Here is a 26148-nt window from a genome sequence, read left to right on the forward strand (position 1 = left end):
CCCGGCGCACCCCCTCCACCAGATCACCCGTCACACACCACAAGGAATCTCATGACCATCGCCACTAGCACCCACGACATCGCGACCGCACTGCGGAAGCTCTACTTCGTCAGGTTCGGGTTCGCCATCATCTGGGCGGCCCTCATCCTCTCCGTCGGCTCGGACATCGACCCGCTCACCGGGACCCTGCTCGTGCTCTACCCGCTGTTCGACGTGGGCGCCGCCATCGTGGACCTCCGGGCCTCGAGGGCCACGCGTCCCGCCGCCGGGCTGTACCTCAACATCGCCCTCAGCACCGCCACCGCGATCGGCCTGGGCTTCGCCGCCGCGTCCGGCGAGCCGGCCGTGCTCCGCGTCTGGGGCGCGTGGGCCATCACCGCCGGGATCGTCCAGCTCATCGTCGCGGTCAACCGCCGCAGGCTCGGCGGCCAGGTGCCGCAGATCCTCAGCGGTGGCATCTCCGTCCTCGCTGGCGGCTCGTTCGTCGCCGCGGCGTCCGCGGACGATCCCTCGCTGACGAACATCGGTGGCTACGCCGTGCTCGGCGGCATCTTCTTCCTGGTCTCGGCACTGCGCCTGAACCGCACGACGGGAGTGGAGCAGGATGCCTGACACCACGTTCGACGTCATCGTCATCGGCGCAGGTCCGGTCGGTGAGAACGTCGCGGACCGCGTCGTCCAGGGCGGTCTCACCGCCGCGGTCGTCGAGCGAGAGCTCGTCGGCGGGGAGTGCTCCTACTGGGCCTGCATGCCCACCAAGGCACTGCTTCGCGACGCCGCCGCCCTCCGCGCGGTCCGGGCGCTCCCCGCCGCGTCGCAGGCGGTCACCGGCCCCCTGGACGCGGCAGCGGTGCTGCGCCGCCGCGACGCCTTCGCCTCGAGCTGGGACGACGCCGGACAGGTCAGCTGGCTCGAAGGAGCCGGGGTGAAACTGTTCCGCGGCCAGGGCCGCATCGGCGCGGACCGCACGGTCGAGGTCGTCAGCGCCGACGACGAGGTCACCACGCTCCGCGCCCGGCACGCCGTCGTGATCGCGACGGGGAGCAGCGCCCGCATCCCGGGCATCCCCGGCCTGGCCGACGCCTCGCCGTGGACCAGCCGCGAGGCCGCGTCCGCGACGTCCGTTCCCGGACGCCTGGCCATCATCGGCGGCGGCGTCGTCGGCACGGAGATGGCGACTGCCTTCTCGGCCCTCGGCGCCGAGGTGACCCTTGCCTCGCTCGACGGCATACTGCCCACGGTCGAGCCGTACGCGGCCGAGCTGGTGGCCGAGTCCCTCAAGGAGGCCGGCGTCACGCTGTACCCGACGTCCGGCCCCACCGAGGTCCGTCGCGACGACGACGGCACGGTCCACATGACCCTGGCGGACGGCACCACCGTCGAGGCCGACGAGGTTCTCGTCGCCACCGGCCGCAAGCCCAACACCGGGCACATCGGACTGGAGCACGTGGGTCTCGAGCCCGGCGACTGGCTGCAGGTCGACCAGTCCCTGCGAGTGGTCGGCGCATCCGGCACGCCCGTCGGGGACGGCTGGCTCTACGCGGCCGGCGACGTGAACCGCCGCGCCCTCGTCACCCACCAGGGCAAGTACCAGGCGAGGGCCGTGGGCGACACGATCGTCGCGCGCGCTCAGGGCGCCGAGGTCGACCTCAGCCCGTGGGGTCGGCACGCGAGCACCGCGGACGAGCGCGCCGTCACCCAGGTGATCTTCTCCGACCCGGAGGTCGCCATGGTGGGTCTGACCCAGCAGGCGGCCACCGACGCGGGGATGGACGTCCGCGCGGTCGAGTACGACCTCGGCTCCGTCGCCGGCGCGGCCCTGCACGCCGACGGGTACCGCGGCCGGGCCGGCATGGTCGTCGACACGTCCAGGAACGTCCTCGTGGGCTTCACGGTCGTCGGTCCGGACGTCGCCGAGCTGCTCCAGGCAGCCGCGATCGCGATCGTCGGCGAGGTCCCGCTCGACCGGTTGTGGCACGCGGTCCCCGCCTACCCGACCATGAGCGAGATCTGGCTGCGCCTCCTCGAGACGTACGGCCGCGACGGGTGACATCCTCCACCTCGACGGCGCGGACGCCGGCCTCGGCCGACGCCCGCGCCGTCATCCCGATCCATCCAAGGAGCACCATGACCATCACATCCGACGACGTCTACGCCCTGGCCCCGTACGCCAGGACCCTGGGAGTCACCTTCGAGAGCATGAGCGCCTCGGAGCTGCGGACCGCGCTCGCGTTCACCCCCGCCCTGTCGACCACCGGCGGCTCGCTGCACGGTGGGGCCCTGCTCGGCCTCGCGGACGTGAGCGCTGCGGTGTGCGCGGTGCTCAACGCCCCGCCGGGCACGTTGCCGGCCACGGCGGACTCCACGGCACGGTTCCTGCGTCCGGCCCACGGCGACGTGTCGGCGGTCTCGCGCCCGGTCCAGGTGACGCGATCGCGCGTCATCGTGGAGGTGGAGATCGTCGACGCCGCGGGCGACCTGTGCGCGAAGGTCACCCAGTCCGTGTCGCTCCTCGCCCCGCGGGCCTCCTGACGCCGCAGAGCGTACGACCGGGCCGGGCGCTCGACGTCACTTTGTCGAGGCGCCCGGCCCGGTCGGTGCGTGCGTGCGGCTAGAGGATCGCCAGCTCCTCCGCGTGCTCGAAGGCGGTCTCCTCACCGACACCGGTGACCGGTGGGCGCTGCTTGGTCACGAGGACCAGCGAGAGCACGGCCGCGAGGATCAGCGCACCCAGGCCCCACGTGAAGGCCACCGTGTAGCCGTGGACGAGACCTTCGGCGGTCTGCGCCGCCCCGTTGGCGGCGATGAAACCGGTGGTCGCCGTGGCGGCGATCGTGTTGAGCAGGGCGGTGCCGAGCGATCCTCCGACCTGCTGCGTCGTGTTGACCAGGGCGCTCGCGACACCGGCATCGTGATCCTCGACGCCGACCAGCGCGGTGCTGGAGAGGGCGACGAAGGCCAGACCCATGCCGACACTCATGAGGATCTGCGCCGGCAGCACGACCGTGAGGTAGTTGCCGTCGACCGAGATCTGCGTGAACAGCGACATCCCCAGCGCGGCGCCCACCGTGCCACCGACCATCAGCGGGCGCGGCCCGATGCGGGGCAGCAGCGCGCTCGCCACGCCGGCTCCCGCCACCACGCCCACGCTGAAGGGCAGGAACGCCAGGCCCGACTTCACGGCGGAGTACTGCAGCGTGCCCTGCATGTAGTAGACGAGGAACAGGAACATCCCGAACAGGGCCAGCCCGAGCAGGAGCGAGACCAGGAACGCCGCGGCGCGGTTGCGCTCGGTGAAGACCCGCGGGGGCAGGAGCGGCTCCGCGGTCCTCGACTCGATCACCACGAAGGCGACGAGCAGGACGACGGCGGCGGCGAGAAGGCTGATCGTGACCGAGTCGGACCAGCCGTCCTCGTTGGCCTTGGTGAAGCCGTAGACGAGTGCGACGAGACCCAGCGTGCTGGTGACGACACCGGGGATGTCGTACCGGGCCTTGCCCTCGGCGCGGCTCTCGTGGACGAGCAGCGCGCCGGCGATCGCGGTGGCGATCGCGATCGGCGTGTTGACCAGGAGGGTCCAGCGCCACGAGGCGTACTCGGTGAGGACCCCGCCGAGGATCAGGCCGAGGGCAGCGCCGCCGCCCGAGATGCCGCCGTAGACACCGAACGCCTTCGCACGCTCCTTGGGCTCGGTGAAGGTGACGGTGATGAGCGAGAGGGCGGCCGGGGCCATGAGTGCCGCGAAGGCGCCCTGCAGCGCCCGGGCCCCGAACAGCTCGCCCTGGTTCTGCGCGAGCCCGGCGATCGCGGAGGCGACACCGAAGCCGACGAGGCCGATGACGAAGGCCCGCTTGCGCCCGACGAAGTCGGCGATCCTGCCGCCCAGCAGGAGCAGCCCGCCGAACGCGAGGGCGTACGCCGTGACGACCCACTGGCGGTTGGCGTCGGAGATGCCCAGGGCCTCCTGGGCGGAGGGCAGGGCGATGTTCACGATGCTGGCGTCAAGCACCACCATCAGCTGGGCGACGGCGATGACGACGAGCGCCAGCCATCGGCGCGGATCGGCGACGGCCGTCTCCGGGGGTGTGGTCATGTGGGGTTCCTTGCAGAGAGTCGGGGTGATCGAACGTGATCGACCTCCGAAAACATACGAGGCGAGATCGTCCGAATCCAGATGATCCCACTGTGACTAATCCGACGTTGCCCGGACCCGACCCCGGCGATACCATCCGACGCATGGGAGTCCCGCGAACGAACCCCGCCGAGGGGCCGCCGACCACGGCCTGCCCGGCGTTCCCGGCTGACCTGACGATCCTTCTGCACGCCGCGGTCAACCAGGTGACGATCTACCTCGACCGCGCCGCCGTCGAGATGGGGCTCAGCGACGCTCGCGACTGGCTCGTGCTGGCTGCGCTCGATGACGGCCAGCCGCGGACCCAGCTCGAGCTGAGCCGGGTCGTGTGCGTCGACAAGACCACCCTGATCACGGTCCTCGACCGGCTCGAGCGTGATGGACTGATCGTGCGGACCGTCGATCCCTCCGACCGGCGGGTCCGGATCCCCCAGATCACCGACAGCGGACGTCAGGTCTACGCGACGTTCGCCGCCGCGCGTGACGCCGCCGAGGCGCGGGTGCTGGACGGCGTGCCCGCCGAGGACCGCGCCGTGCTGCTCGACGTGCTCACGCGGATCGCCACGAGCCAGGACACCGCGGTCCCCGCGAGCTAGCCGAGCCCGGTCGCTGCGAGAACCTGCGGCCGGATCTCAGGAACTCGTCGTCGATCGCGCCCGGGAGCCGAAGAGGCGTTTTTCTTGCCGACGGGGTGTCGGTATCATGGAGGCATGATCACGTTCCCCTCGCACGAGATGGTCTGACATGTTCCTAGCGCTCCGAGAACTTTCCTTCGCGCGCGGCCGCTTCGCCCTCATGGGAGCCGTCGTCGCGCTCATCGCCATCCTGATGGTCCTGCTCAGCGGCCTCGCCGTGGGCCTGACCAACGACGGTGTCTCCGGTCTCCAGCACGTCAAGGCGACCTCCTTCGCGTTCCAGAAGGACGTCTCCAAGGACTCGGCGTTCTCCCGAAGCATCGTCGGTCCTGATGCCGTCAAGGCCTGGCAGAAGCAGAAGGACGTCGAGGCCGCGACCCCGTTCGGCAACACGCTGGTGAACGCCCGCACCGACCGCGGCGTCGAGATCGACCTGGCCCTGTTCGGCGTCGAGACCGACTCCTTCATGGCGCCGAAGGCGGCCGAGGGGAAGGCCTTGACGCGCGAGGGCGAGGTCGTCGTCAGCTCCACCGCCGCCGACGAAGGCGTCAAGCTGGGTGACACCGTGACCCTCGATCCGTCGGGCACCGAGCTCGAGGTCGTCGGCATCATGGCCGACCAGAACACCTTCGGCCACGTCGACATCGGCTACCTGCCGCTGCGCACCTGGCAGGAGATCAAGGCCGGCATCCCGCCGGGCGACGAGGTCCCCAGTCGCGTCTACGACGAGTTCACGGCAGTCGCCGTGCAGGCCAAGGACGGCGCGACCGTCGACCTGGCCGCCGGGGACAAGGCGGCGGGGACGACGTCCTTGACGCGCGAGGGCTCCTACGACGCCTCGCCCGGCTACACCGCCGAGACCTCGACCCTGCAGCTCATCCAGGTGTTCCTGTACGCCATCTCCGCGCTGGTCGTCGGGGCCTTCTTCACCGTGCTGACGATCCAGCGCCGTCAGGAGCTCGCGGTGCTGAGGGCCATGGGCGCCAGCACGCGGTATCTGCTCCGCGACAGCCTCCTGCAGTCGTTCATCCTGCTCGTCGTCTCCGCAGGAGTGGGCATCGGGATCGGGCTCGCCGCCGGCAGCGCGATCTCCTCCTCGCCCATGCCCTTCGCACTCGAGGCGGGGCCGATCATCGCCGCGACCGTGCTGCTGATCGTCCTCGGACTCCTCGGCGCCGGCATCGCCGTGCTCCGCATCACCCGTATCGACCCGCTCGCAGCCCTCGGAGGCAGCCGATGACCCCCATCCTGACCATCACCGACGCAACGCTCCTGCTTGGGGACGGAGACGAGACCGTCCGGGCGCTCGACGACGTGTCGCTGGAGGTGGCGGCCGGAGAGCTGGTCGCCATCGTGGGCCCGTCCGGCTCGGGCAAGTCCAGCCTCCTGGCGGTCGCCGGCGCGCTGACGACGCCCACCTCGGGGTCCGTGCGCCTGGGGTCGACCGACCTCACCGCAGCGAGCAGCCGGGAGCTCACCCGCATCCGGCGCGAGCAGATCGGGTTCGTGTTCCAGAGCGGCAACCTCGTCCCGGCGCTGAAGAGCGTCGACCAGGTGCGACTGCCGCTGACGTTCGGGAAGGTGGCCGACCCGCGCGATCCGCTCGAGCTGCTCGCCGAGGTCGGCATGGAGCACAAGGCCGACCGGCGCCCGCACGAGCTCTCCGGTGGTGAGCGCCAGCGCGTCGGCATCGCCCGCGCGCTGGTCACCCGTCCCCAGCTCCTGCTCGTCGACGAGCCGACCGCGGCCCTGGACCGCAGCCGGAGCCAGGAGGTCGTGGCCCTGCTGGCGGACGAGTCGCACAGCCACGGCGTGGCGACGATCATGGTCACCCACGACCAGGACGTCCTGCATCACTGCGACCGGGTGCTCGAGATGGTCGACGGTAGGCTCACCCCTGCGGTCGCGCCGACGGTCTGACCCGGCGAGACCGGGGAACCTGCCTGGTCGACGACCCAGGCTCACGCTCGAACGACGGGAGGACGCATGCCTCGCATCACGGCAGCCACCGTCGCTGAGCACCGCTCGCAGCAGGTCCGGGCCCTGCTCGATGCTGCCAGCGGGATCCTGGCGTCGACCGGCAAGGCGCCCACGATGAGCGAGGTCGCGCGGGTGGCGGGCCTGGCGCGCAGCAGCGTCTACCAGTACTTCACCTCACCCGACGAGCTCCTCGCCGCCGTCGTGGCGGACGTCTTCCCCGCGTGGGCGCGCACCGTCCTTGACCGGGTCGAGGCAGCCGTCTCGCCGGGCGGCCGGGTGTGGGCGTACATCGAGGCGAACGTCGACCTGTTCGACAGCTCCGAGCAGGCGGTGGCCCGGGCGCTGTCCCAGATCGTCGATCCCCAGGTGCTGATGCCGCCCATGAAGGCCTTCCACCGCCAGCTCCAGGTGCCGCTGCGTGAGGCGCTGGTGGAGCTCGGCGAACTCGAGCCCGACGCGGTCGCCGAGCACATCGACGCCCTCGTCATGCAGGCGGCCCGGAGCATCGGCGCCGAGGACGGACCGTTGGGGCCGCAGACCCGCGCGCAGGCGCTCGCCCGACTGCGGCGACTGCTGTCCGGATACCTGCAGCTGCCGCCGGCGTCCCTAGACTGACCCCGAGGCGACGTCGGACCCCGAGGAAGGACTGAGCGATGCACGGACGATCACTGCTCGAGCTGGCCGAGAACGAGATGGCGGCCGCGCGCGAGGCGACGAGCGGCCGCGCAGCCACCACGATCTACGGAGGTCAGGAGCACGACCTGCGCCAGACCCTGATCGCACTGGTCGCCGGTCGGTCCCTCGGCGAGCACGATGCGCCGGGTGAGGCGACTCTCCAGGTGCTCTCCGGCGAGGTCCGGCTCAACGCCGGCGACGACTCCTGGGACGGCGCGACCGGCGACTACCTGGTCATCCCGCCCAGCCGGCACGACCTGCTGGCGGTCTCGGACGCCGTCGTGCTGCTGACGGTCGCCACCGGGTCCTGAGCCCGCCGGCCGGGTCCGGCGGTCACTCCTCCCGGCTCGATCTGCCCATGGCCACCGCCAGCACGAGGGCGAGGACGGCCACGACGGTCAGCAGCGCCAGCCCGAGCCCGTACCCGGCGAAGACGGCCTCGTACGTCGCCCCCATGACCAGCGGCGGGAAGAAACCGCCCAGCCCGCCCGCGGCACTGACCAGTCCCGTCACGGACCCGGCCTGGGCAGGTGGGGCGTCCGCCGCCACCCAGGCGAAGACCCCGCCCGAGCCGAGGCCGAGGAACAGGGCCAGCACCACGAAGGTGGCTCCGGCGGGCACCTCGACGGGCGGCTGGAGGGCCACCACCACAGCGAGGACGGCGGTCCCCACGAGCGACACCACCACGACCGTCCGGGCGCCGATCCGGTCTGCCAGCACGCCGCCGACGGGCCGGGCGACGACCGCGGCGATGGCGAACCCTGCGGTGCGGGTGCCCGCGCCGGTCAGGTCGAAGTCGTAGATGTCCTTCAAGTAGGTCGGCAGGTACGTCGAGAACGCCACGAACCCGCCGAAGACGACCGCGTACAGGAACGACATCTCCCACGTCACGGGCAGCCGGGCGGCGGCGACGAGCTTGGGCACCACCGGGTCGGTGCTCGGCTGCCACGCCGGTGAGTCCCGGGCGATCGTCCACATCATGGCGGCGGCGAGGACCAGCGCCACCGCGACGATCACGTGGGTCGTGGTGTACCCGAACCAGGTCACGAAGCGCGGCGTGAAGAACGCCGAGAGGGCCGTCCCGCCCATGCCGGCGCCGAAGACCCCCGTCGCGAATCCTCTGCGGGACGGCTCGAACCATGCGCTCGAGAACGGGATGCCGACGGCGAAGATCGTTCCCGCGACGCCCAGGAAGAACCCGAAGACGAGCAGGAGGGCGTACGAGTCGAGGTTGCCGGCCAGCGCCACGAGGAGCACGAACGGCGCGGTCGCCAGCAGCAGGATCGTGAAGAGCAGACGACCGCCGTACTTGTCGGTGAGCGCACCCGCCGCGATGCGGCCGATCGACCCGACCAGGACCGGGACCGCCACGAGGACCGACTTCTGCCCGGACGACAGGTCCAGGTCGGTGGCGTAGCGGACACCCAACGGCCCGATGATGGTCCAGGCCCAGAACGCGAGCGTCGACGCCAGCGTCGCCAGGACGAGGTTCTTCCCCTGCCCTGCGCGCAGGTCCACGGTGTCGCCGGCCTCGATCATGGGTGTCCCCTCCTTCGTCCTGGACTAGCGCCGTTCCCGGTCGGGTGTCCCGACAGGCGTCCAGCCGGGCCGGGCCCCTCGCACGCCCGGGCCGCCCGAGACGTCGCGGCTGCGGTACACGATGTACGGCCTGAAGACGTAGTGCAGCGGCGCGGTGAAGGCGTGCACGAGCCGGGTGAAGGGCCAGATCGTGAACAGCAGCATCGCCACCAGCGTGTGCAGGTGGAACTGGATCGGGGCCGCGGCCATGGCCGACACGTCCGGCTGGAGCCGGAACAGGGACCGGAACCAGGGCGAGACCGTCTCGCGGTAGTTGTGCGCGTCGGACCCCGCGCCGATCGAGACGAGGGTGGTCCACAGGCCGAGGACGATCGTGACGATCAGGACCGCGTACATGAGCTTGTCGTTGCGGGTCGTGGCCATGAAGACCGGGCCGGTGGTCCGCCGGCGGTACACCAGGATCGCCAGGCCGCCCAGCGTCAGCACGCCGGCGATCGTGCCGAAGAACAGGGCGTTGAAGTGGTACAGCCCCTCGCTGACCCCCAGCGCCTCGGTCCACGACTCCGGGATGACCAGCCCCACGACGTGCCCGACGAGGACGACCAGGATCCCGATGTGGAACATCGGGGAGCCGATGCGCAGCAACCGCGACTCGTACAGCTGGGAGGACCGGGTGGTCCAGCCGAACTTGTCGTAGCGGTACCGCCAGACCGTGCCGCCCACCAGGACGACCAGCATCACGTACGGCAGGACGCCCCACAGCACGGTGTTCACGTCAGCACCGGGAGCAGTCGGGGGTCGTACGGCTCCAGGCCGACCGACTCCGCCGGTGGCGGCCCGGCGAGGGCGCGTGCCGCGGCACGGTCGGCCGGGGACTCACCGGGAAGGGTCGCGCAGACAGCGGTCAGCGCGCCGGCGTACGGCGAGCCACGCTCGAGCAGCTCGAGACGGATCAGCTCGATGCTCGCCCGGTACTCCTGGAGCAGCGCGGCACCCGCGACCGGGTCGGCGATCGCCGCGAACTCCAGGACCATCGGGAGGTGGTCGGGCAGCTCCCCGCCGGTCTGGACCAGGAAGCCGCTCGCCCGGTACGCGGACTTGAAGCGCCCCAGCACCTCACCGCGCCGGCGGGTGTCGCCGTCGGTCCAGTACGACAGGTGCATCGCCCGGTGCCGGCTGAGGTCGAACAGCTCGACGTATCCCCGCTGCAGGTCCGGCAGCGGGGTGCCGGACAGGTGCTCGCCCAGCTCGACGAGGCCGGCCCTGGTCGCGTCCCCGGCACTGGGCGGGAGCTCCTCGACGGCGCTCATCAGCAGGGGCAGCCGCTTGACCAGGTCGGCATCGGGATAGGACAGGAACCAGGACGAGACCTGGTGGACCGTGCGGCGGACGCCCGCGTCCCTGCTGCGGCGTCTCACGGCTGCTCGGCCTTCTCGCCGGGGAACAGCCCGTCGGGGTGCCCGTTGCCGTCCCAGTTCAGGAGGTTCACCCTCCCCCGCATCGTCTCGTCCGAGGCGGGCGAGTCCGAGGTCTGCCGGTCCCGCAGCGCGTGGAACGTCTCGGCCGCGACCGCGACCGGCGTCCCGCTCGCCTCGCCGAACGGCCCCGACTCGTACATGCCCGGTCCGTCGTCGCCGTCGAGCGAGCACCCCATCTCCTCCAACCGGTGGGCGTCCTCGACATGAGCGGTCGGGATGACGTACCGCTCCTCGTACTTGGCGATGGCCAGGAGGCGGTACATCTCGTACATCTGCTCCTCCCCCATCCCCACGGCGGCGGGGATCGAGCCGTCCGGGTCCCGGCCGAGCGTCACGCCGCGCATGTACGCCCGCATGGCGGCCAGCTTGCGCAGCACCGCCGTGATCGTGGCGGTGTCACCCGCGGTGAACAGCTCGGCGAGGTACTCCACGGGGATCCGGAGCGCGTCGATCGCGCCGAACAGCGTGCCGTGGTCCTCGGCGTCGTGCCCCTGCTCCGACAGGAGGTCCACGATCGGCGACAGCGGCGGGACGTACCAGACCATCGGCATCGTCCGGTACTCCGGATGCAGCGGCAGGGCGATCCGGTACGTCTTGGCCAGCGCGTAGACCGGGGAGCGCCGAGCCGCGTCCATCCAGTCGTCGGGGATGCCGTCGGCCCTGGCGGCGGCGATGACCTCGGGGTCCGTCGGGTCCAGCATCAGGTCGAGCTGCGCCTCGTACAGGTCCTGCGGATCGGGCGTGGACGCCGCCGCCGTCACCGCGTCGGCGTCGTAGAGGAACAGCCCCAGGTAACGGAGCCGACCCACACACGTCTCCGAGCAGACGGTGGGCAGGCCCACCTCGACGCGGGGGTAGCAGAACGTGCACTTCTCGGCCTTGCCGGACTTGTGGTTGAAGTAGATCTTCTTGTACGGGCAGCCGGTGATGCACTGGCGCCAGCCACGGCACCGGTCCTGGTCGACCAGCACGATGCCGTCCTCGCTGCGCTTGTAGATCGCGCCCGACGGGCACGACGCCATGCACGACGGGTTGAGGCAGTGCTCGCAGATGCGTGGCAGGTAGAACATGAACGTCTGCTCGAGCTCGAAGCGGATCGTCTCCTCGGACTCGCGCCGGATCTTCTCCACGACGGGGTCCAGCTGTCCCATGTCGCTGGACCCGCCCAGGTTGTCGTCCCAGTTCGCCGACCAGGTCACCTGGGTGTCCTCACCGGTGATCAGCGACTTGGGCCGGGCGACCGGGAAGTCGTCACCGAGCGGCGCGTCGACGAGCGTGGCGTAGTCGTACGTCCACGGCTCATAGTAGTCGTCGAGCTCGGGCTGCACGGGGCTCGCGAAGATGCCGAACAGCTTCTTGAGCCGGCCACCGGCCCGCAGCGCGAGGTTGCCGCGACTGTTCAGCTCCCAGCCGCCCTTCCACCTCTCCTGGTCCTCGTAGCGACGCGGATAGCCCTGGCCGGGCCGCGTCTCGACGTTGTTGAACCACACGTACTCGGTGCCGGCCCGGTTGGTCCACGCCTGCTTGCACGTCACCGAGCAGGTGTGGCAGCCGATGCACTTGTCGAGGTTCATCACCATGCCCATCTGGGCCATCACGCGCATGTCAGTACCTCACGTCCTGGGAACGGCGGCGCACCGTCGCGACCATGTCGCGCTGGTTGCCGGTGGGGCCGAGATAGTTGAAGGCGTACGACAGCTGCGCATAGCCGCCGATCAGGTGGGTGGGCTTCACGAGCAGCCGGGTCACCGAGTTGTGGATGCCGCCGCGCCGACCGGTCGCCTCGGACTTCGGGACGTCGATCGTGCGCTCCTGGGCGTGATAGACGTACACGACGCCCTCGGGCATCCGGTGCGTCACGATCGCCCGGGCGACCAGGACGCCGTTGGCGTTGACGCACTCGACCCAGTCGTTGTCGGCCACCCCGATCGCGGCCGCGTCGGCGCCGCTCATCCAGACCGTCGGCCCCCCGCGCGACAGCGACAGCATGAGCAGGTTGTCCTGGTACTCGGAGTGGATCGACCACTTCGAGTGCGGCGTCAGGTAGCGCACCGTCACCTGCGTGGAGCCGTCCGGCCCGAGGCGCGGCTCCCCGAAGAGCCGGTGCATGTCCAGCGGCGGCCGGTAGATCGGCAGCGCCTCGCCGAGGTCGATCATCCAGTCGTGGTCGAGGTAGAAATGCATGCGGCCGGTCAGGGTGTGGAACGGCTTGAGCCGCTCGATGTTCACCGTGAACGGTGCGTACCGCCGCCCGCCGGTCTCCGAGCCGGACCACTCCGGCGAGGTGATCACCGGCACGGGATGCTGCTGCGTCTCGGCGAAGGTGATGTGCTTCTCCTCCGAGCCCGCCGCCAGGTCGGCGAGCGGCTTGCCGACGCGTTCCTCGAGCGTCCGGAAGCCCTGGGCGGCCAGCTCGCCGTTGGTCGTGCCCGACAGGGTCAGGATCGCCTCGGCCATCTTGACGTCGGTGTCGAGGGCCGGTCGTCCGTCGCCGGCACCCCCGAGCATCACCCCGTTGGTCGCGGCCAGGCGCTCGGTCTGCTCCTCGAGCCGGTACGTCACGTTCTTGACCGTGAAGCCCAACGAGTCGGCCAGCGGTCCGATCGTGGCCAGCTTGTCCGCGATGGCCGTGTAGTCGCGCTCCACCACCGAGAACACCGGCATCGTCCGCCCGGGCACGCCCGGTAGCCCGGTCGTCCGCCAGTCCTCGACCCGACCGCCCGGCTGCGCCGCCTCGCCCGGGGTGTCGTGCTGGAGCGGGACGCTGACCAGGTCCTTGCGCACGCCGAGGTGCGTCCGCGCCATGGCGGAGAAGCGCTTCGCCAGCAGGTGGAAGATGTCGAAGTCGCTCCTGGCCTGCCAGGGCGGGTCGATCGCCGGCGTGAACGCGTGTACGAACGGGTGCATGTCGGTCGACGACAGGTCGTACTTCTCGTACCAGGTGGCGGCCGGGAGCACGACGTCCGACAGCAGCGTCGTGGAGGTCATGCGGAAGTCCGCGGAGACCAGCAGGTCCAGCTTTCCCTCGGGCGCCTCGTCGTGCCACGCGACCTCGTCGGGCCGGGGCACCTCGGGGTTCTCGCCGCCGGCGCCGTCGACCCCGCGCACGTTCGAGTGCGTGCCGAGCAGGTGCTTGAGGAAGTACTCGTTGCCCTTGGCGGACGAGCCGAGGAGGTTGGAGCGCCACAGCACGAGCGTCCGCGGCCAGTTCTTCGGGGCGTCGACGTCCTCGATGGCCGTCTGCAGGCTGCCGTCGTGCAGCGACTGGGCGACGTACGACCCGGGGTCGGCGGCTCGTCCCTCGGCCACCGCGGTCTCGGCCGCATCGGCCACGTCGAGGGGGTTCGCGCCGAACTGCGGGTAGAACGGCATCCACCCGAGCCGGGCGGACTGCGCGATCGTGTCGGCGGTGTGCTTGCCGGCCAGGTGCCCGGCGGCCAGCGGAGACGCCAGCGAGTCCGCGGAGTAGCCGTCGTTGCGCCACTGACCGGTGTGCATGTACCAGAACGACGTCCCGGTCATGGTGCGTGGCGGCCGCGACCAGTCCAGCGCGTTGGCGAGCGACATCCAGCCGGTGACCGGACGACACTTCTCCTGGCCCACGTAGTGCGCCCACCCGCCGCCGTTGCGGCCCTGGCACCCGGTCAGCATCAGCAGCGCCAGGATCGACCGGTACGTCGCGTCGCCGTGGAACCACTGGCAGATGCCGGCGCCCATGATGATCATCGAGCGGCCGCCGGACTCCTCGGCGTTGGCGGCGAACTCGCGGGCGACCCGGATGCACTGCTCGGCCGGGACCTTGGTGATCTCCGCCTGCCACGCCGGGGTGTACGGCGTGGACACGTCGTCGTACCCCGTGGCCCACTCCCCCGGCAGCGGCTGCCCGTCGACGTCTCGGCCCACCCCGTACTGGGCGAGCATCAGGTCGAGCACCGTGGTCACCAGCTGCCCCGCGACCTTCCGTGCCGGGACGCCCCGACGCAGCACCGAGCCCGAGCCGTCCGGCGCGACGAACGCCGGCAGGAGCACCTCCGTCGGCACGACGTCACCGGCCAGGTCGAGCATGGACAGCGCCGGCGTCACCCCCTCGAGGTCCAGGTTCCAGCGGCCCTTGCCTGACTCGGCGTACCGGAACCCCAGCGAGCCGTTCGGGACCACGGGCTCCCCGGTGTCCTGGTCCAGCAGGACCGTCTTGGCGGCGTCCTCCTGGGCGGTCCCGCCGAGGTCGGACGCCATGAGGAACTTGCCCGGCACCATGGCACCGTCGGCATGCTCCTCCAGGCGGATGAGGAACGGCAGGTCCGAGTAGGCCCGCACGTAGTCGGCGAAGAACGGGGTGCGGCGCTCCACGAAGTGCTCGCGCAGGACCACGTGCCCCATCGCCATGCCGAGTGCCGCGTCGGTGCCCGCCTGTGCCGGCATCCACTCGTCGGCGAACTTGGTGTTGTCGGCGTAGTCCGGGCTGACGGCCACGACCTTCGTGCCGCGATAGCGCACCTCGGTCATCCAGTGCGCGTCCGGCGTCCGGGTCACCGGGACGTTGGAGCCCCACATCATCAGGTACGTCGAGTCCCACCAGTCCCCCGACTCCGGGACGTCCGTCTGGTCCCCGAAGACCTGTGGGCTGGCGACCGGCAGATCGGCGTACCAGTCGTAGAACGACGTCATGACGCCACCGATGAGCTGGATGAACCGGGTGCCCACGCAGTGGGAGACCATCGACATCGCCGGGATCGGCGAGAATCCCGAGCACCGGTCCGGTCCATAGGTCTTGATCGTGTTCACGTGCGCGGCGGCGGTGATCTCGATCGCCTCGTCCCACGTCGCCCGCACGAGACCGCCCTTGCCGCGGGCCTGCTGGTAGCGGCGTCGCCGCTCGGGGTCCCCGGTCACGTCCGCCCAGGCGAGCACCGGGTCGCCGAGGCGTTCCTTGGCCTCGCGGTACATCTCGAGCAGGACGCCGCGGACGTACGGATAGCGGACCCGCGTCGGCGAGTAGGTGTACCAGGAGAACGCGGCTCCTCGCGGGCACCCGCGGGGCTCGTACTCGGGGCTGTCCGGGCCGACCGAGGGGTAGTCCGTCTGCTGCGTCTCCCAGGTGATGATCCCGTCCTTGACGTAGACCTTCCACGAGCACGAGCCCGTGCAGTTGACGCCGTGGGTCGACCGGACGACCTTGTCGTGGCTCCAGCGGTCGCGGTAGAAGACGTCACCGGCCCGGCCGCCTTCGCGGAACACGGCCCGGCCGTCGTCGGTGCCGTCCCACTTCGTGAAGAACCGACCTGCTGCCAGAAGCGCCTGGCTGGCCGGACCGTCGGGTCCGGCGGACTTCGAACCTCGTGACATGCCGTCAACGTAGGAGTCCGCCCGGGCGAAGAACATGGCCGAAAGACCATGGGCCGGGGGGCTCCCGCGGGCCCCGGCGACGCCCTCCGTCACCTCCCGCGGCCGCAGTAGTCTGAGCGCACACCGTCCTCGAGGAGCGCCCATGACCCACCCACCGGCCCGCCGGATCCTGGTGACCGGCGCCTCGCGCGGCATCGGACGGGCGGTCGCCCAGGCGTTCGCCGCCCAAGGAGACACGGTCGCGGTGCACTACGCCTCCTCCCCGGCTGACGCCGAGGAGACGCTCGCCTCGCTCGACGGCACCGGGCACGCGCTCGTCCAGGGGGACGTGAGCGATCCCGACGCAGCCCGCCGGATCGTCCAGGAGGCGGTCGACGCGCTCGGGGGCGTCGACGTGCTGGTCAACAATGCCGCCGTCGCCCCGGGCCCCGGCAACCGGCACCGCATCGGCGAGGTCGCCTACGACGAGTGGCAGGGCGCGTGGCGGCGGATGATCGACGTCGACCTGCTCGGCGCCGCCAACATCACCTACTGCGTCGCCGACCACCTCATCGGCCGGGACGCCCCGGGCAGCATCGTCAACGTCGGCTCCCGCGGCGCGTTCCGCGGCGAGCCGGACTTCCCGGCGTACGGCGCCGCCAAGGCCGCGCTGCACGCCTTCGGCCAGTCGATGGCGGTCGCCCTCGCCCCGCACGACATCTCCGTGACGTCGGTGGCCCCCGGGTTCGTCAGCACCGAGCGCCAGGTCGACAAGCTGGACGGGCCGGACGGCGACGAGCTCCGCTCGCAGAGCCCCCACGGCCGGGTCGGCACGGCTGACGAGGTGGCGAACGCCGTGGTCTACCTCGCCTCACCGGGCGCCGCCTGGTCGACCGGTGCCGTCCTGGACGTCAACGGCGCCTCGTACCTGCGGACCTAGCTGCCGCTACGGCGCCGGTGGCTCAGTCCGACGACAGCCGCACGTCGCCGCCCAGCCAGCACCCGACGACGTCCCCGTCGCTGGTGCGCAGGCGGACCTCGATGCTCGACGGCCGGCCCATCGCCCGGCCCTGGCGCACCCGGATGGGTCGCTCGGACTCCTCCACGAGACCCTGCTCCAGCAGTGCGAAGGACAACGCTGCGGCCGCGATCCCCGTGGCGGGGTCCTCCGGGTAGCCCGACGAGCGCGGGAACTGTCGCGCGTCGAACGTCTGGTCGTCGAGGTCGCCCACCGCGTACGGGTACAGGCCCGTCGAGTCGAGACGGGTGCACAGCTCCTCGACCCGCGACAGGTCCGGTGCCAGCGCGTCGAGGACCTCCACCGATCGCACCGGGACGAGGGTCTTGACCCTGCTGGTCACCGCGTTCAGGACGGGACGGTCGGCCAGCACCGAGCGGTCCACGCCCAGGACGTCGAGCAGGTCGTCCACCGCCGAGCCGTCCAGCTCGGTGAGACGGGCCGCCGGTTGCGAGATCCGCACCGAGATCGACGAGTCGCCGCGCGAGACCTGCGCCTGCACCTGACCGCTCCTGGTGCCGACGGTGACCGAGTCACCGGTCACCTCACCGCGCTGCGCGAGGAGCCAGACGGCGCCCACCGTGGCGTGGCCGCACATCTCCATCTCGTGGCCGGGCACCCAGAACCGGAGCTCGTAGTCGGCGTCACCGCTCGGCGACGGCGTCACGAACGCGCTCTCCCGGCTGTGGTGACGAGCCAGGTCCTGCATCTCCTGATCGGTCATCCCGGTCGCGTCCGGCACGATCGGGGTGACGTTCCCGCCCCCGTCGCCGTCGGCGAAGACGGTGACGATGACCACCTCAGGACTCATGCGGTCATGCTACGACCCACCGGACACCCGGCCGTCCGTCACGGGTTCGCGACGGGGCGTCGTCGCGCCGCGCGGCGGATGACGGACCCCGGCTTCGACGCCAGCAGCGGGTCGAAGTCGTCGGTGATGGGCGTCAGGTCCGCCTCGTCCACGAACACGGCGCCGTCGCGCACCTCCTGGACCAGGTCGCGGCCGAGCACCGTGCCCGCCGTGCCCATGCCGCCCCAGATGGTGGCGTTGATCCCGAACATGTGCTCGGTGCTGCCGCCGGCCAGGAACAGGCCGGGGATGTGCGTGGTGACCTTGGGGCGGAACGGGCCGAGGTTCTTGATCAGCGGCGCGATGCCGTAGCAGGAGCCGTCGGTGGTGAGGGTGAACCGTTCCTGGGTGATCGGGGTGGACGCCTCGCAGAACACCATCCGCTCCCGGATGTCGGGGATCATCAGCTCCGCGGTGTCGAGCACGCGCTGGGTGAGCTCCTCCTTGAGCTGGCGGTAGCGCTCGTCGCGGCCGTAGCCGTCGCCGTCGGCGGGATCGGTCTCGACGTTCCAGAACTCGTGCTCCTTCGGCGCCCAGCTCACGAGCTCGAGCGTCGAGAAGCCGGCCGGAGCCGAGTGCGTCCCCTCCGGGTCCTTGGCCGTGGGGCAGCTGATGCCCACCGGCATGCGCTCGGGGCAGCGGCCGGCCGCGACCTCGCGGTAGTAGCCGTCGATGTCGTTCGTGGGCCAGACCCATGCCAGCGGCGGCGTGCCCCGTTCACGCAGGTCGACGTCCAGGGCGACGTACACCGCGAACATCGGCAGCGTCATCTCGAGGCTGCCCAGCCTGCGCCGCAGCCGCCGGGTCAGGTGCTCGTCGCCGACCAGGTCGGTCCAGGTCTTCTTGAAGTCGGCCGCCGACACGACCACCTTGGAGCGGATCTCCTCACCGCCCCGCAGGCGGACGCCGACCGCACGCCCGTCCTCGATCAGGATCTGCTCGACCTTGGTCTTGGTGCGCACCCGCCCGCCGTGCGTCTGGATCACGTCGGTGAGGTGGGCGCCGATGACCTGGCCACCGCCACGCGGGTAGTAGGCCCCGGCCTGGAGGTAGTGGTGCAGGAACCCCGCGTGCATCGCGGTGGGCGTGCGGTGCGGGGGCCACGTGTAGTCGCCGTTCTCCGCCAGGATCACGGCCTGGGCGTCGGCGCTGAGACCGCATGCGGCGAACAGCTTGGTGACCGGGCGGACGCCCCAGCGCAGCAACATGTACGGACGACGGCGCGGCTCCTCCCCCGCGGCGATGATGCGCATGATCCGGACGCACCGACGCAGGCCCTTCTCCTCCGCCGGGAAGGCAGCGATGAGCCGGTCGAGGTACGTGTCCCAGCCGGTCGGCGTCTGGAAGGTCGTGCCGGGGACCATGATCTGGCAGTGGCCCTCGGGGCGCTGCCGGAGCCACTTGATCCGCTCGGTCAGCGCCAGTCCGGAGAGCGCCGTCTGCATCCGCCCGCCGGGACCGCACTCGCCGACGTAGTGCGTGCCGACGTCGAACTCGAACTTGTTGCCGGCCCGGCGGAAGACCTGGGTGCTGCCGCCGACCACCTGGTTGGCCTCGAGCACCAGCACCCTCTTGCCGTTGGCGGCGAGGTACGCGGCGCAGGTGAGGCCACCGGGACCGGCGCCCACCACCACCGCGTCCCAGGTCTCGGTGTCGGCCTCGGTCGTCGGGGGCAGGGGCGGGGCGGTCTGAGTCATGCGGGTCGCTTTCGGCGGAGTTGATCTGGAGTCAGACTCTAGTTAACTCGCTCCGGCGCCGATCCGCCACGGGCGACACCCGTCAGGCCGACGGCGATTCCCGGATGAGGCCGTCGAGAAGCATCAGCCCGGCCTCGATGACCGCGAGCTCGACCCGCTCGGGCGACACCTGCAGGGCATCGCGACGCAATGCCAGTGCGGCGACCCCGTTCCAGGCGCCGAACAGGAAGTACGACATGAGCTCAGGGTCGACCGGCCGGATCGCCCCGGCGTCCACTGCGTCGCGGATGCTCTGCTCGAACTCCCGTCGCAGCTGGCTGAAACGCGCGACCACCTCCTCCTCGTCGGGGGTGCGCGGCCCGCGCTCGCCGGTGACGGTCAGGTACCTCAGCACCGCCGGGTGGTCCACGAGGAGCCGCAGGTAGGCGGACCCGACACCGGCGAAGCGCTCCAGCGGCGAGGCCTCGGCCGCGTACGCCGACCGCAGCGCCTCGGTGGCCACGGCCAGCACCCGCTCGGTGACGGCGGCCAGCAGTCCGTCCTTGGTCCCGAAGTGCACGTACACGGACGCCGGCGAGATGGCGGCCTCGGCGGCGACGTCCTCGATCCTGATCTCCTCCGGGGGGCGCTGCGACATCAACAGCTCGGCCGCGTCCAGCAGCAGGGCGCGGGTGCGCTCTCGTCGGCGCGACCCGCGTGCGGCGGCGTCGGTGGCCGGGAGAGCGGACTTCTCGGCGTCGGTCACGGCACCACCCTAGGTCGGTCGGCCCGTCGCGGCGGACGACGGCAGGACGAGGTGGTGGGAAATGGACTCACCGGGTACAGGACGGGTGATCTGCTCACCACCGTGGTGGAGCCGAGCGCGTCCGGCGGCACCGCCGCGAGGCGCGCGCATCCTCCACCGCATTCATTCCCGGCAGACCGATCTGTTCACGAAGGAGCACACCATGAAGGTCCTCATCGTCCTCACCTCGCACGACACCCTCGGTGACACCGGTCGCCCCACCGGCTTCTGGCTGGAGGAGCTCGCCGCCCCGTACTACGCGTTCCTCGAGGCGGGCTACGACATCACGCTCGCCTCCCCCAAGGGCGGACAGCCGCCCCTGGACCCCAAGAGCAACGAGCCCGACGCCCAGACCGACACGACCCGGCGCTTCGAGGCCGACGCCGACGCGACCGCTGCGTTGGCGTCCACCGTCGTCCTCGGCGACGTCGACGTGAGCCAGTTCGACACCGTCTTCTACCCCGGCGGGCACGGCCCCCTGTGGGACCTGGCGGAGGATGCGGACTCCAAGGCCGTCATCGAGGCCACGCTCGCAGCCGGGAAGCCTCTCGCGCTGGTGTGCCACGCGCCCGGCGTCCTGAAGCAGGCCACCACCCCGTCCGGCGATCCCCTGGTGGCCGGCAAGAAGGTCACCGGCTTCACGAACACCGAGGAGGAGGGCGTCGGCCTCACCGACATCGTCCCGTTCCTCGTGGAGGACGTCCTGAAGGAGCAGGGCGGCATCTACAGCAAGGGCGAGGACTGGGGCCCGTACGTCGTCCGCGACGGCCTGCTGATCACCGGCCAGAACCCCGCGTCGTCCGGTCCCGCGGCGGAGGCGCTCATCGAGCTGATGGCCGACCGAGGATGAGCACCGGCCGGTGACGCTGCGGTGCGGCGGCCACGGCCCGGCGCGGGTGCCACGCGCCGGGGCCGCTCGTGTAGGTTATAGATCAATCACTAACCACCCGAAGGGCATCCCATGACCGCCGCACCATCTCCCGCTCAGCACGCCCTGTCGGAGCACATCCGCCTCACCGCCGCAGGCGAGACCGACACCTGGGCGACCCTCTTCGCCCCCGACGGGGTGCTGGAGTTCCCGTTCGCGCCGGCAGGGATGCCGAGGACCGTGCAGGGCCACGACGCCCTCGTCGCCCACATGGCGGGCTTCCCGCAGACGTTCGACGTCGAGTTCGTCGACGTCGTCTTCCACGAGACGGTCGACCCCCACCTCGCGATCGCGGAGTTCCGCTCGGAGGGAACAGCCGTCCCGACCGGCAAGCCGTACCGCCAGGAGGTCGTCTCCATCGTCCACACCGACGAGGAAGGCCTCATCACCCACTTCCTCGACTACTGGAACCCGCTGATCGCCATCGAGGCGCTCACCCCCGACGAGGCCAGGTCGGCAGCAGGGCCCTCCGTGAGCTTCGGGGGCTGAGCGGCACCGTGATTCAATGGTGACGATGCCAGCCGCCGGTGCACGCGCGAAGAGCGACGAACGACGTCAAGCCGTCGTGGTGGCAGCCGTGGAGTGCTTCGCCCACAAGGGGTTCTACGGGACCGCCACCCACGAGATCGCCCAGCGGGTGAACATCTCCCAGCCCTACCTGTACCGCCTCTACCCGAACAAGGAGGCGTTGTTCGCGTCGGCGGTCGACCACGTCTCTGACGTGATGACGCGGACGTTGATCGGGCACGCGGAGGACCCGGGGAGCGGCGGCGCGCAGGAAGCCGCCCGTACCGCGTACGCCGCGCTGATCTCGGACCGCACGATCCTGCGGTTCCTGATGCACGCGAACTGCGCAGCCGAGGAGCCGCTCGTCGGCGACGCCGTGCGCCGGTGCTACGCCAAGCAGGTCGACACCGTCCACACGCTTCTCGGCGGGGACGACGCCGCTGTGCGGGCCTGGTTCGGCGCCGGCATGGTCGACAACGTGGCCATCGTGCTGGGTCTGGCCGACATCGACCAACCGTGGGCCCGGGTGCTCAGCGGACGCTGACCACCCCTCCGCGGTCAGGTGCGCACGGTGGCACGGACGGCCTGTGGGATCGGCGTCGTCCCGCTGTCGAGCTCCAGGACCTGGCGGCTGATCCGGGGTTCGTGCAGGATCTCGACGAGCGTGGCCGCGACGTCGTCCCGCACGCTCTCGCCGTGCACCACCGCCGGGCCCAGCGTGACCGTGCCACGTCCGGCGCCGTCGACCAGCAGGGACGGACGGAGGATGACCCAGTCGGCCTCGCTGCGGCTGACGACGACGTCGGCCCGCTTCTTGGCGGCGAAGTAGTACTCCTCGTCGTCGGTGAGGTGGCGCTCGCGCCACGCCTCCGGCAACACCGACACCGTGATGAAACGCCGGCCGGCCGCGGCCTCGACGGCTCGTGCGGATCCCTCCTCGTCGACAGCCCTGGTGAGCTCGGCCGATCCCGCGTTCGAGCCCGCGGTGAACACGACCGCGTCGGCGTCACCGAACGCCGTCGCGAGGTCGTCGACCGTCATCGTCGACAGGTCCCCGAGAACGGGGACGATCCCGCGGGCGACCAGGTCGTCGGACTGGCGATCGTGCCGGACCAGACCGCGCACGTCGTCGCCGCGAGCCACGAGCCGGTGCGCCAGCAGGCTGCCGACGCCGCCGGTGATGCCGATGACGAACACCTTCACGACGGGCCTCCTGTGGGGTTCATCGTACGGTCCTGGCGAGGTGACGATGGTTGACAGCCGCTCACATCACCATATACTTGCTTGTGCAAACAGATCTAGTCATGTTCGCACCGGAGCAGCGGTTCATCGACCACGTCCCCGGAGCGCGCCTCAGGTCGCGTCGACCAACGCGCCCGACCCAGGAGCGACGAGTGACCGACCCCGCCTGCCTACCGCCCGTCCCCGGCTCGCCCCGTCCTGCGGCGGACCGGCGTCTCGTCCTCGGGCCACGCGACTGCCGTCATCGCAGCGGCGAACGCCGCCAGGTCGATGCCCTCCAGGTGGTCCATGACGTGTCGGCGGACGCTCGCGAGATGCACGGGCCAGGCCTCCCGCAGGCACTCCATGCCGGCCGGCGTGATGGAGGCGACCTGGCCTCGACCGTCGGCGGACGACCGCGCCCGCTCCACCCGGCCCTCGCGCTCCAGGCGGCCTACCGCCCGGGTCAGGCCGCTCACCGAGATGGCGACGTCGTTCGCCAGTTCGCTCATGCGCAGGCAGCCGTCGGGGGCCTCCGACAGGTTCATCAGGACGGTGTACTCCGTGACGTTGATGCCCCGGGCCTGGATCAGGTCGGCGTCCAGCACGCGCGGGATCACCACCACCGCCCGCGCCAACGCACGCCACGCCGCCTCTTGCTCCGCCGAGAGGGGAACGACGTCCCCGGTACCGCTCTGATCAGCCACGGTCCACCACGCTAGCCGTCGGCTGTTTGACGAAGCAAACGTCCCAGCCCCAGGAGGAACCACCCATGAAACCCATCGAGACCCTCGTCGCAGCGCACCTCGACGCCTGGAGCTCCCCTGCGGGCCCGGAGCGGGCCCGGTCCATCGCCTCGGTGTACGCCACGGACGTGTTCGTGGGCGAGCCGCAGCGGGCACTGCGCGGGCACGACGGCGTGGAGCAGGCGATCGCCGGCCTCCAGGCCCAGCTGCCCGGCACGAGCATCGCCCGATCCGGACCGATCCAGGTGGCCCAGGACCTGGCGACCTACCCATGGACGCTCGGTCCCGCGGACGGGCCGGCACAGGCCACCGGCCGCGACGTGCTCATCCTCCGCGACGACGTCATCACCGGGCTCTACGTCGTCATCGACACGCCATGACCACCTCCACCCCGACCCCGAAGGACACGCACATGACCGACGTCCACGTCGTCCACGAGCCCTCCCGCCTGCGCTACCGGGCGAGCATCGACGGCCAGGCCGCCGGGTTCGCGGAGTACATCCTCACCGACGAGCTGATCGTCTTCACCCACACCGAGGTCGACCGGCGGTTCGAGGGCAAGGGCGTCGGTTCGGCCATCGCCCGGTTCGCGCTGGACGACGTCCGCGACGAGGGCAGGCGCAAGGTCATGCCGCTGTGTCCCTTCATCAAGGGCTGGATCGGACGGCATCGCGAGTACGTCCCGATGGTGTATGGCATCCCCGACTCGACCGCCACGGACTGACATGACCCGAAAGCTGTACTCCGGGCCCGTCGTCAGCGTCTCCTTCGACCGGGACGTGTGCCGGCACGCCGCCGAGTGCGTCCGGGGCATGCCTGAGGTCTTCGACGTCGCCCGGCGACCCTGGATCGACCCGACCCGCGCCGACACCGTGGAGTCCGCCGAGACGCTGCGACGCGTCGTGGGCCGCTGCCCCTCCGGCGCGCTCGAGATCGTCGAGCGGGAACCGGGCGCGCTGCACGAGCGCGACGCCTAGGATCCGATCAACACCGACCACCGACGCGCAGGGCGTGCCGGGACCGAGGAGGACCCATGCGGTCAGTCATCCCCGACTACCTGACCGAGGCGCTCGACGACGTCCGGCCCGACACCTCCGGGGAACGCGCGGGGTACATCCCTGAGCTCGCGACTGCGGACCCCGAGCGTCTGGGTGCCGTCTTCGCGACCCTCGAGGGGGCGGTCTACGGTGCGGGCGACATCGACACCGAGTTCACGATCCAGTCGATCTCCAAGCCCTTCACGTACGCCCTGGCGCTGGCCGATCGCGGATTCGCTCCGGTGCTCGCCAAGGTGGGTGTCGAGCCGTCGGGTGAGGCGTTCAACGAGATCTCGCTCGAGCCCAGCACGGGACGCCCCCTCAACCCCATGATCAACGCGGGAGCGATCACCACGCACTCGCTGGCCGGCGTCGAGGGCCTCGCACCGGACCAGCGCGTGGAGCGCGTCGTCGACGGCCTGTCCGCCTTCGCCGGCCGTCGGCTGTCGATCGACGAGGCGGTGTGCGCGTCCGAGATGGAGCACGCGCACCGCAATCTCGCGATCGCGTACATGCTCCGCAGCCACGGCATCCTCACCGAGGACCCGCGGGCCGTGGTCGACGGCTACGTCCGGCAGTGCTCCGTGCTCGTCACTGCGCGCGACCTGGCGATGATGGCGGTGACCCTGGCCAACCGCGGCGTGAACCCGCTCTCGGGGGTGCAGGTGGTGCCCGCGCCGGTCGTGCGTCAGGTGCTGAGCGTCATGGCCACCTGCGGGATGTACGACGCCGCGGGTGACTGGGCGACCCAGGTCGGCATCCCCGCCAAGAGCGGTGTGGCCGGCGGACTGATCGGGGCGCTGCCCGGACAGATCGGCATCGCCACGTTCTCGCCGCGGCTGGACCCGCACGGGAACAGCGTCCGGGGGGTGTCGCTGTTCGAACGGTTCTCCTCCGACATGGGGCTGCACGTCATGGAGGTGCCCCCGTCCGCGCCCTCGGTCGTGCGGTCCAACCACGCCCTCGGCGACGGCGCTCACGCCGTCCGGGTCATCCAGCTGCAAGGGGGCATCCGCTTCGCCGGCGCCGAGCGGATCGTCCGGGAGGTGCTGGACAGCGCCCCCTCCGAGCAGACAGTGGTCCTGGACCTCACGATGGTCTACTCGGTCGACGACGTGGCACGACGCATGCTGCTGGAGGTCGCGCGGCGTCTCACGCTGGACGGCCAGGACGTCTTCCTCGTCGACCCCGAGTCGATCGTCCCGGATCCCGATCCCGGGGACGGCGGCCGGGTCACGGTCGTCAAGGACGTCCAGACCGTTCTCGACGGCGTCGGAGCCGCTGACGCACGGGCGCAGCGCGCCTGATCACCTCAGTGGGCGCACTGTTGCCCGTGGCCTCGTGCGAAGTCCCACACCATCCCCTCGCCGTCCGGCCCGACGCGTCCCGTGAAGATCCCGCCGCCCATCTGGACCCACGCCTGCCGGGCGGTGCCCTCCCGCGGAGTGGAGCCGTCCGGGTGGACGACGACGAGATCCGCCCTGTCGGCGTCGTCGTGCCGTGGCGTCAGGTCGACCTGGGAACGCTGAGGACCGAGCACCAGCGCCACCCCGACGAGCAAGGCCGAGGAACGCACGCGGCGCGAGGAGCCCATGA

Annotated in this window: 28 protein-coding genes; 16 read left to right on the top strand and 12 right to left on the bottom strand. The window is 71.1% G+C overall.

Annotated elements, in window-relative coordinates:
• Nucleotides 1–51 precede the first annotated feature (51 nt).
• The 3 genes from C3E78_RS13345 (at nucleotide 52) to C3E78_RS13355 (ending at nucleotide 2532) form a co-directional block, all read left to right on the top strand.
• Nucleotides 52–612 carry a hypothetical protein gene (locus C3E78_RS13345; RefSeq protein WP_108579171.1) on the top strand — a complete coding sequence of 187 codons (561 nt, stop codon included), beginning with the start codon at nucleotides 52–54 and terminating at the stop codon, nucleotides 610–612.
• Nucleotides 605–2050: a dihydrolipoyl dehydrogenase family protein gene (locus C3E78_RS13350; protein ID WP_108579173.1), complete on the top strand. Its 1446-nt coding sequence runs from the start codon at nucleotides 605–607 to the stop codon at nucleotides 2048–2050. Before C3E78_RS13345 ends, C3E78_RS13350 begins: the two co-directional genes overlap by 8 nt.
• 77 nt (nucleotides 2051–2127) lie before the next feature.
• Nucleotides 2128–2532, top strand: coding sequence for a PaaI family thioesterase (locus C3E78_RS13355; protein WP_108579175.1), 405 nt, complete (start codon nucleotides 2128–2130; stop codon nucleotides 2530–2532).
• A gap of 79 nt (nucleotides 2533–2611) precedes the next feature.
• Here C3E78_RS13355 and C3E78_RS13360 read toward each other — a convergent pair whose 3' ends face one another.
• Nucleotides 2612–4093: an MFS transporter gene (locus tag C3E78_RS13360; RefSeq protein ID WP_108579176.1), complete on the bottom strand. Its 1482-nt coding sequence runs from the start codon at nucleotides 4091–4093 to the stop codon at nucleotides 2612–2614.
• A 143-nt stretch (nucleotides 4094–4236) separates the two neighbouring features.
• Here C3E78_RS13360 and C3E78_RS13365 point away from each other — a divergent pair, with 143 nt between their 5' ends.
• The 5 genes from C3E78_RS13365 to C3E78_RS13385 all read left to right on the top strand — a co-directional run bounded on the left by C3E78_RS13365 (nucleotide 4237) and on the right by C3E78_RS13385 (nucleotide 7733).
• On the top strand, nucleotides 4237–4728 hold the full coding sequence (locus tag C3E78_RS13365) for a MarR family winged helix-turn-helix transcriptional regulator (protein ID WP_199906822.1): 492 nt from the start codon (nucleotides 4237–4239) through the stop codon (nucleotides 4726–4728).
• Nucleotides 4729–4876: 148 nt separating this feature from the next.
• Nucleotides 4877–6007, top strand: coding sequence for an ABC transporter permease (locus C3E78_RS13370; protein WP_108579178.1), 1131 nt, complete (start codon nucleotides 4877–4879; stop codon nucleotides 6005–6007).
• Nucleotides 6004–6687 carry an ABC transporter ATP-binding protein gene (locus C3E78_RS13375; RefSeq protein ID WP_108579180.1) on the top strand — a complete coding sequence of 228 codons (684 nt, stop codon included), beginning with the start codon at nucleotides 6004–6006 and terminating at the stop codon, nucleotides 6685–6687. Before C3E78_RS13370 ends, C3E78_RS13375 begins: the two co-directional genes overlap by 4 nt.
• Nucleotides 6688–6753: 66 nt before the next feature.
• A complete protein-coding gene (locus C3E78_RS13380; protein ID WP_108579182.1) occupies nucleotides 6754–7362 on the top strand; it encodes a TetR/AcrR family transcriptional regulator in 609 nt (202 codons plus the stop codon).
• A gap of 38 nt (nucleotides 7363–7400) precedes the next feature.
• Entirely contained in the window at nucleotides 7401–7733 is a 333-nt protein-coding gene (locus tag C3E78_RS13385) for a cupin domain-containing protein (protein WP_108579184.1), read from the top strand.
• A gap of 22 nt (nucleotides 7734–7755) precedes the next feature.
• Here the strand turns inward: C3E78_RS13385 and C3E78_RS13390 are convergent, their stop codons facing one another.
• From C3E78_RS13390 to C3E78_RS13410, 5 genes are read right to left on the bottom strand one after another with little or no spacing between them, the layout of a single operon-like run.
• A complete protein-coding gene (locus tag C3E78_RS13390) occupies nucleotides 7756–8961 on the bottom strand; it encodes a nitrate/nitrite transporter (RefSeq protein ID WP_108579186.1) in 1206 nt (401 codons plus the stop codon).
• A 24-nt stretch (nucleotides 8962–8985) separates the two neighbouring features.
• On the bottom strand, nucleotides 8986–9735 hold the full coding sequence (gene narI, locus C3E78_RS13395) for a respiratory nitrate reductase subunit gamma (RefSeq protein WP_108579188.1): 750 nt from the start codon (nucleotides 9733–9735) through the stop codon (nucleotides 8986–8988).
• Entirely contained in the window at nucleotides 9732–10379 is a 648-nt protein-coding gene (gene narJ, locus C3E78_RS13400; RefSeq protein WP_108579190.1) for a nitrate reductase molybdenum cofactor assembly chaperone, read from the bottom strand. The genes narI and narJ overlap by 4 nt, the downstream gene beginning before the upstream one ends.
• Nucleotides 10376–12043: a nitrate reductase subunit beta gene (gene narH, locus C3E78_RS13405; protein WP_108579191.1), complete on the bottom strand. Its 1668-nt coding sequence runs from the start codon at nucleotides 12041–12043 to the stop codon at nucleotides 10376–10378. Before narH ends, narJ begins: the two co-directional genes overlap by 4 nt.
• 1 nt (nucleotide 12044) lies before the next feature.
• Nucleotides 12045–15785: a nitrate reductase subunit alpha gene (locus C3E78_RS13410; RefSeq protein WP_108580891.1), complete on the bottom strand. Its 3741-nt coding sequence runs from the start codon at nucleotides 15783–15785 to the stop codon at nucleotides 12045–12047.
• A 142-nt stretch (nucleotides 15786–15927) separates the two neighbouring features.
• Between C3E78_RS13410 and C3E78_RS13415 the strand changes: the two genes are divergently transcribed.
• Nucleotides 15928–16704 (top strand): SDR family NAD(P)-dependent oxidoreductase, encoded by a 777-nt coding sequence (locus C3E78_RS13415; protein ID WP_108579193.1) that lies wholly within the window; start codon nucleotides 15928–15930, stop codon nucleotides 16702–16704.
• A gap of 22 nt (nucleotides 16705–16726) precedes the next feature.
• Here C3E78_RS13415 and C3E78_RS13420 read toward each other — a convergent pair whose 3' ends face one another.
• From C3E78_RS13420 to C3E78_RS13430, 3 genes are all read right to left on the bottom strand, one after another.
• Nucleotides 16727–17593, bottom strand: coding sequence for a PhzF family phenazine biosynthesis protein (locus C3E78_RS13420; RefSeq protein WP_108579194.1), 867 nt, complete (start codon nucleotides 17591–17593; stop codon nucleotides 16727–16729).
• 38 nt (nucleotides 17594–17631) lie between these two features.
• Entirely contained in the window at nucleotides 17632–19329 is a 1698-nt protein-coding gene (locus C3E78_RS13425; RefSeq protein ID WP_108579196.1) for a phytoene desaturase family protein, read from the bottom strand.
• An 82-nt stretch (nucleotides 19330–19411) separates the two neighbouring features.
• Nucleotides 19412–20074, bottom strand: coding sequence for a TetR/AcrR family transcriptional regulator (locus C3E78_RS13430; protein ID WP_108579198.1), 663 nt, complete (start codon nucleotides 20072–20074; stop codon nucleotides 19412–19414).
• 202 nt (nucleotides 20075–20276) lie between these two features.
• On the opposite strand from C3E78_RS13430, the gene C3E78_RS13435 reads away from it, so the two are divergent.
• The 3 genes from C3E78_RS13435 to C3E78_RS13445 all read left to right on the top strand — a co-directional run bounded on the left by C3E78_RS13435 (nucleotide 20277) and on the right by C3E78_RS13445 (nucleotide 22092).
• Nucleotides 20277–20963 carry a type 1 glutamine amidotransferase domain-containing protein gene (locus C3E78_RS13435; protein ID WP_108579200.1) on the top strand — a complete coding sequence of 229 codons (687 nt, stop codon included), beginning with the start codon at nucleotides 20277–20279 and terminating at the stop codon, nucleotides 20961–20963.
• A gap of 111 nt (nucleotides 20964–21074) precedes the next feature.
• Entirely contained in the window at nucleotides 21075–21530 is a 456-nt protein-coding gene (locus tag C3E78_RS13440; protein WP_108579202.1) for a nuclear transport factor 2 family protein, read from the top strand.
• Between the two features lie 16 nt (nucleotides 21531–21546).
• Entirely contained in the window at nucleotides 21547–22092 is a 546-nt protein-coding gene (locus C3E78_RS13445) for a TetR/AcrR family transcriptional regulator (protein ID WP_199906823.1), read from the top strand.
• Nucleotides 22093–22106: 14 nt separating this feature from the next.
• Here C3E78_RS13445 and C3E78_RS13450 read toward each other — a convergent pair whose 3' ends face one another.
• Nucleotides 22107–22751, bottom strand: coding sequence for an NAD(P)H-binding protein (locus tag C3E78_RS13450; protein ID WP_108579204.1), 645 nt, complete (start codon nucleotides 22749–22751; stop codon nucleotides 22107–22109).
• 209 nt (nucleotides 22752–22960) lie between these two features.
• Nucleotides 22961–23476, bottom strand: coding sequence for a MarR family winged helix-turn-helix transcriptional regulator (locus C3E78_RS18630; protein ID WP_235833622.1), 516 nt, complete (start codon nucleotides 23474–23476; stop codon nucleotides 22961–22963).
• Between the two features lie 65 nt (nucleotides 23477–23541).
• On the opposite strand from C3E78_RS18630, the gene C3E78_RS18635 reads away from it, so the two are divergent.
• From C3E78_RS18635 to C3E78_RS13470, 4 genes are read left to right on the top strand one after another with little or no spacing between them, the layout of a single operon-like run.
• The gene (locus tag C3E78_RS18635; protein ID WP_235833623.1) at nucleotides 23542–23895 is read left to right on the top strand and encodes a hypothetical protein; all 354 of its coding nucleotides are present in this window, start codon (nucleotides 23542–23544) and stop codon (nucleotides 23893–23895) included.
• Nucleotides 23892–24239, top strand: coding sequence for a GNAT family N-acetyltransferase (locus tag C3E78_RS13460; RefSeq protein WP_424922762.1), 348 nt, complete (start codon nucleotides 23892–23894; stop codon nucleotides 24237–24239). Before C3E78_RS18635 ends, C3E78_RS13460 begins: the two co-directional genes overlap by 4 nt.
• 1 nt (nucleotide 24240) lies before the next feature.
• Nucleotides 24241–24492, top strand: a complete 252-nt coding sequence (locus tag C3E78_RS13465) for a (4Fe-4S)-binding protein (protein WP_108579208.1) — start codon at nucleotides 24241–24243, stop codon at nucleotides 24490–24492.
• 56 nt (nucleotides 24493–24548) lie between these two features.
• On the top strand, nucleotides 24549–25859 hold the full coding sequence (locus C3E78_RS13470) for a glutaminase (protein WP_108579210.1): 1311 nt from the start codon (nucleotides 24549–24551) through the stop codon (nucleotides 25857–25859).
• A gap of 5 nt (nucleotides 25860–25864) precedes the next feature.
• Here C3E78_RS13470 and C3E78_RS13475 read toward each other — a convergent pair whose 3' ends face one another.
• Complete coding sequence (locus C3E78_RS13475) at nucleotides 25865–26146, bottom strand: hypothetical protein (protein WP_108579212.1); 282 nt, start codon at nucleotides 26144–26146, stop codon at nucleotides 25865–25867.
• Between the last annotated feature and the right edge of the window lie 2 nt (nucleotides 26147–26148).

This window comes from Aeromicrobium chenweiae (assembly GCF_003065605.1).
GTDB lineage: Bacteria > Actinomycetota > Actinomycetes > Propionibacteriales > Nocardioidaceae > Aeromicrobium > Aeromicrobium chenweiae.

Coding starts and splice junctions, on each gene's coding strand:
- narH (WP_108579191.1), bottom strand. CDS start 12,043: ATGCGCGTGATGGCCCAGATGGGCATGGTGATGAACCTCGACAAGTGC.
- C3E78_RS13475 (WP_108579212.1), bottom strand. CDS start 26,146: ATGGGCTCCTCGCGCCGCGTGCGTTCCTCGGCCTTGCTCGTCGGGGTG.
- C3E78_RS13410 (WP_108580891.1), bottom strand. CDS start 15,785: ATGTCACGAGGTTCGAAGTCCGCCGGACCCGACGGTCCGGCCAGCCAG.
- C3E78_RS13370 (WP_108579178.1), top strand. CDS start 4,877: ATGTTCCTAGCGCTCCGAGAACTTTCCTTCGCGCGCGGCCGCTTCGCC.
- C3E78_RS13470 (WP_108579210.1), top strand. CDS start 24,549: ATGCGGTCAGTCATCCCCGACTACCTGACCGAGGCGCTCGACGACGTC.
- C3E78_RS13435 (WP_108579200.1), top strand. CDS start 20,277: ATGAAGGTCCTCATCGTCCTCACCTCGCACGACACCCTCGGTGACACC.
- C3E78_RS13375 (WP_108579180.1), top strand. CDS start 6,004: ATGACCCCCATCCTGACCATCACCGACGCAACGCTCCTGCTTGGGGAC.
- C3E78_RS13360 (WP_108579176.1), bottom strand. CDS start 4,093: ATGACCACACCCCCGGAGACGGCCGTCGCCGATCCGCGCCGATGGCTG.
- C3E78_RS13345 (WP_108579171.1), top strand. CDS start 52: ATGACCATCGCCACTAGCACCCACGACATCGCGACCGCACTGCGGAAG.
- C3E78_RS13350 (WP_108579173.1), top strand. CDS start 605: ATGCCTGACACCACGTTCGACGTCATCGTCATCGGCGCAGGTCCGGTC.
- C3E78_RS13355 (WP_108579175.1), top strand. CDS start 2,128: ATGACCATCACATCCGACGACGTCTACGCCCTGGCCCCGTACGCCAGG.
- C3E78_RS13385 (WP_108579184.1), top strand. CDS start 7,401: ATGCACGGACGATCACTGCTCGAGCTGGCCGAGAACGAGATGGCGGCC.
- C3E78_RS13425 (WP_108579196.1), bottom strand. CDS start 19,329: ATGACTCAGACCGCCCCGCCCCTGCCCCCGACGACCGAGGCCGACACC.
- C3E78_RS13465 (WP_108579208.1), top strand. CDS start 24,241: ATGACCCGAAAGCTGTACTCCGGGCCCGTCGTCAGCGTCTCCTTCGAC.
- C3E78_RS13365 (WP_199906822.1), top strand. CDS start 4,237: ATGGGAGTCCCGCGAACGAACCCCGCCGAGGGGCCGCCGACCACGGCC.
- C3E78_RS13380 (WP_108579182.1), top strand. CDS start 6,754: ATGCCTCGCATCACGGCAGCCACCGTCGCTGAGCACCGCTCGCAGCAG.
- C3E78_RS13460 (WP_424922762.1), top strand. CDS start 23,892: ATGACCACCTCCACCCCGACCCCGAAGGACACGCACATGACCGACGTC.
- C3E78_RS13390 (WP_108579186.1), bottom strand. CDS start 8,961: ATGATCGAGGCCGGCGACACCGTGGACCTGCGCGCAGGGCAGGGGAAG.
- C3E78_RS13420 (WP_108579194.1), bottom strand. CDS start 17,593: ATGAGTCCTGAGGTGGTCATCGTCACCGTCTTCGCCGACGGCGACGGG.
- C3E78_RS13445 (WP_199906823.1), top strand. CDS start 21,547: ATGGTGACGATGCCAGCCGCCGGTGCACGCGCGAAGAGCGACGAACGA.
- C3E78_RS13415 (WP_108579193.1), top strand. CDS start 15,928: ATGACCCACCCACCGGCCCGCCGGATCCTGGTGACCGGCGCCTCGCGC.
- C3E78_RS18635 (WP_235833623.1), top strand. CDS start 23,542: ATGAAACCCATCGAGACCCTCGTCGCAGCGCACCTCGACGCCTGGAGC.
- C3E78_RS13440 (WP_108579202.1), top strand. CDS start 21,075: ATGACCGCCGCACCATCTCCCGCTCAGCACGCCCTGTCGGAGCACATC.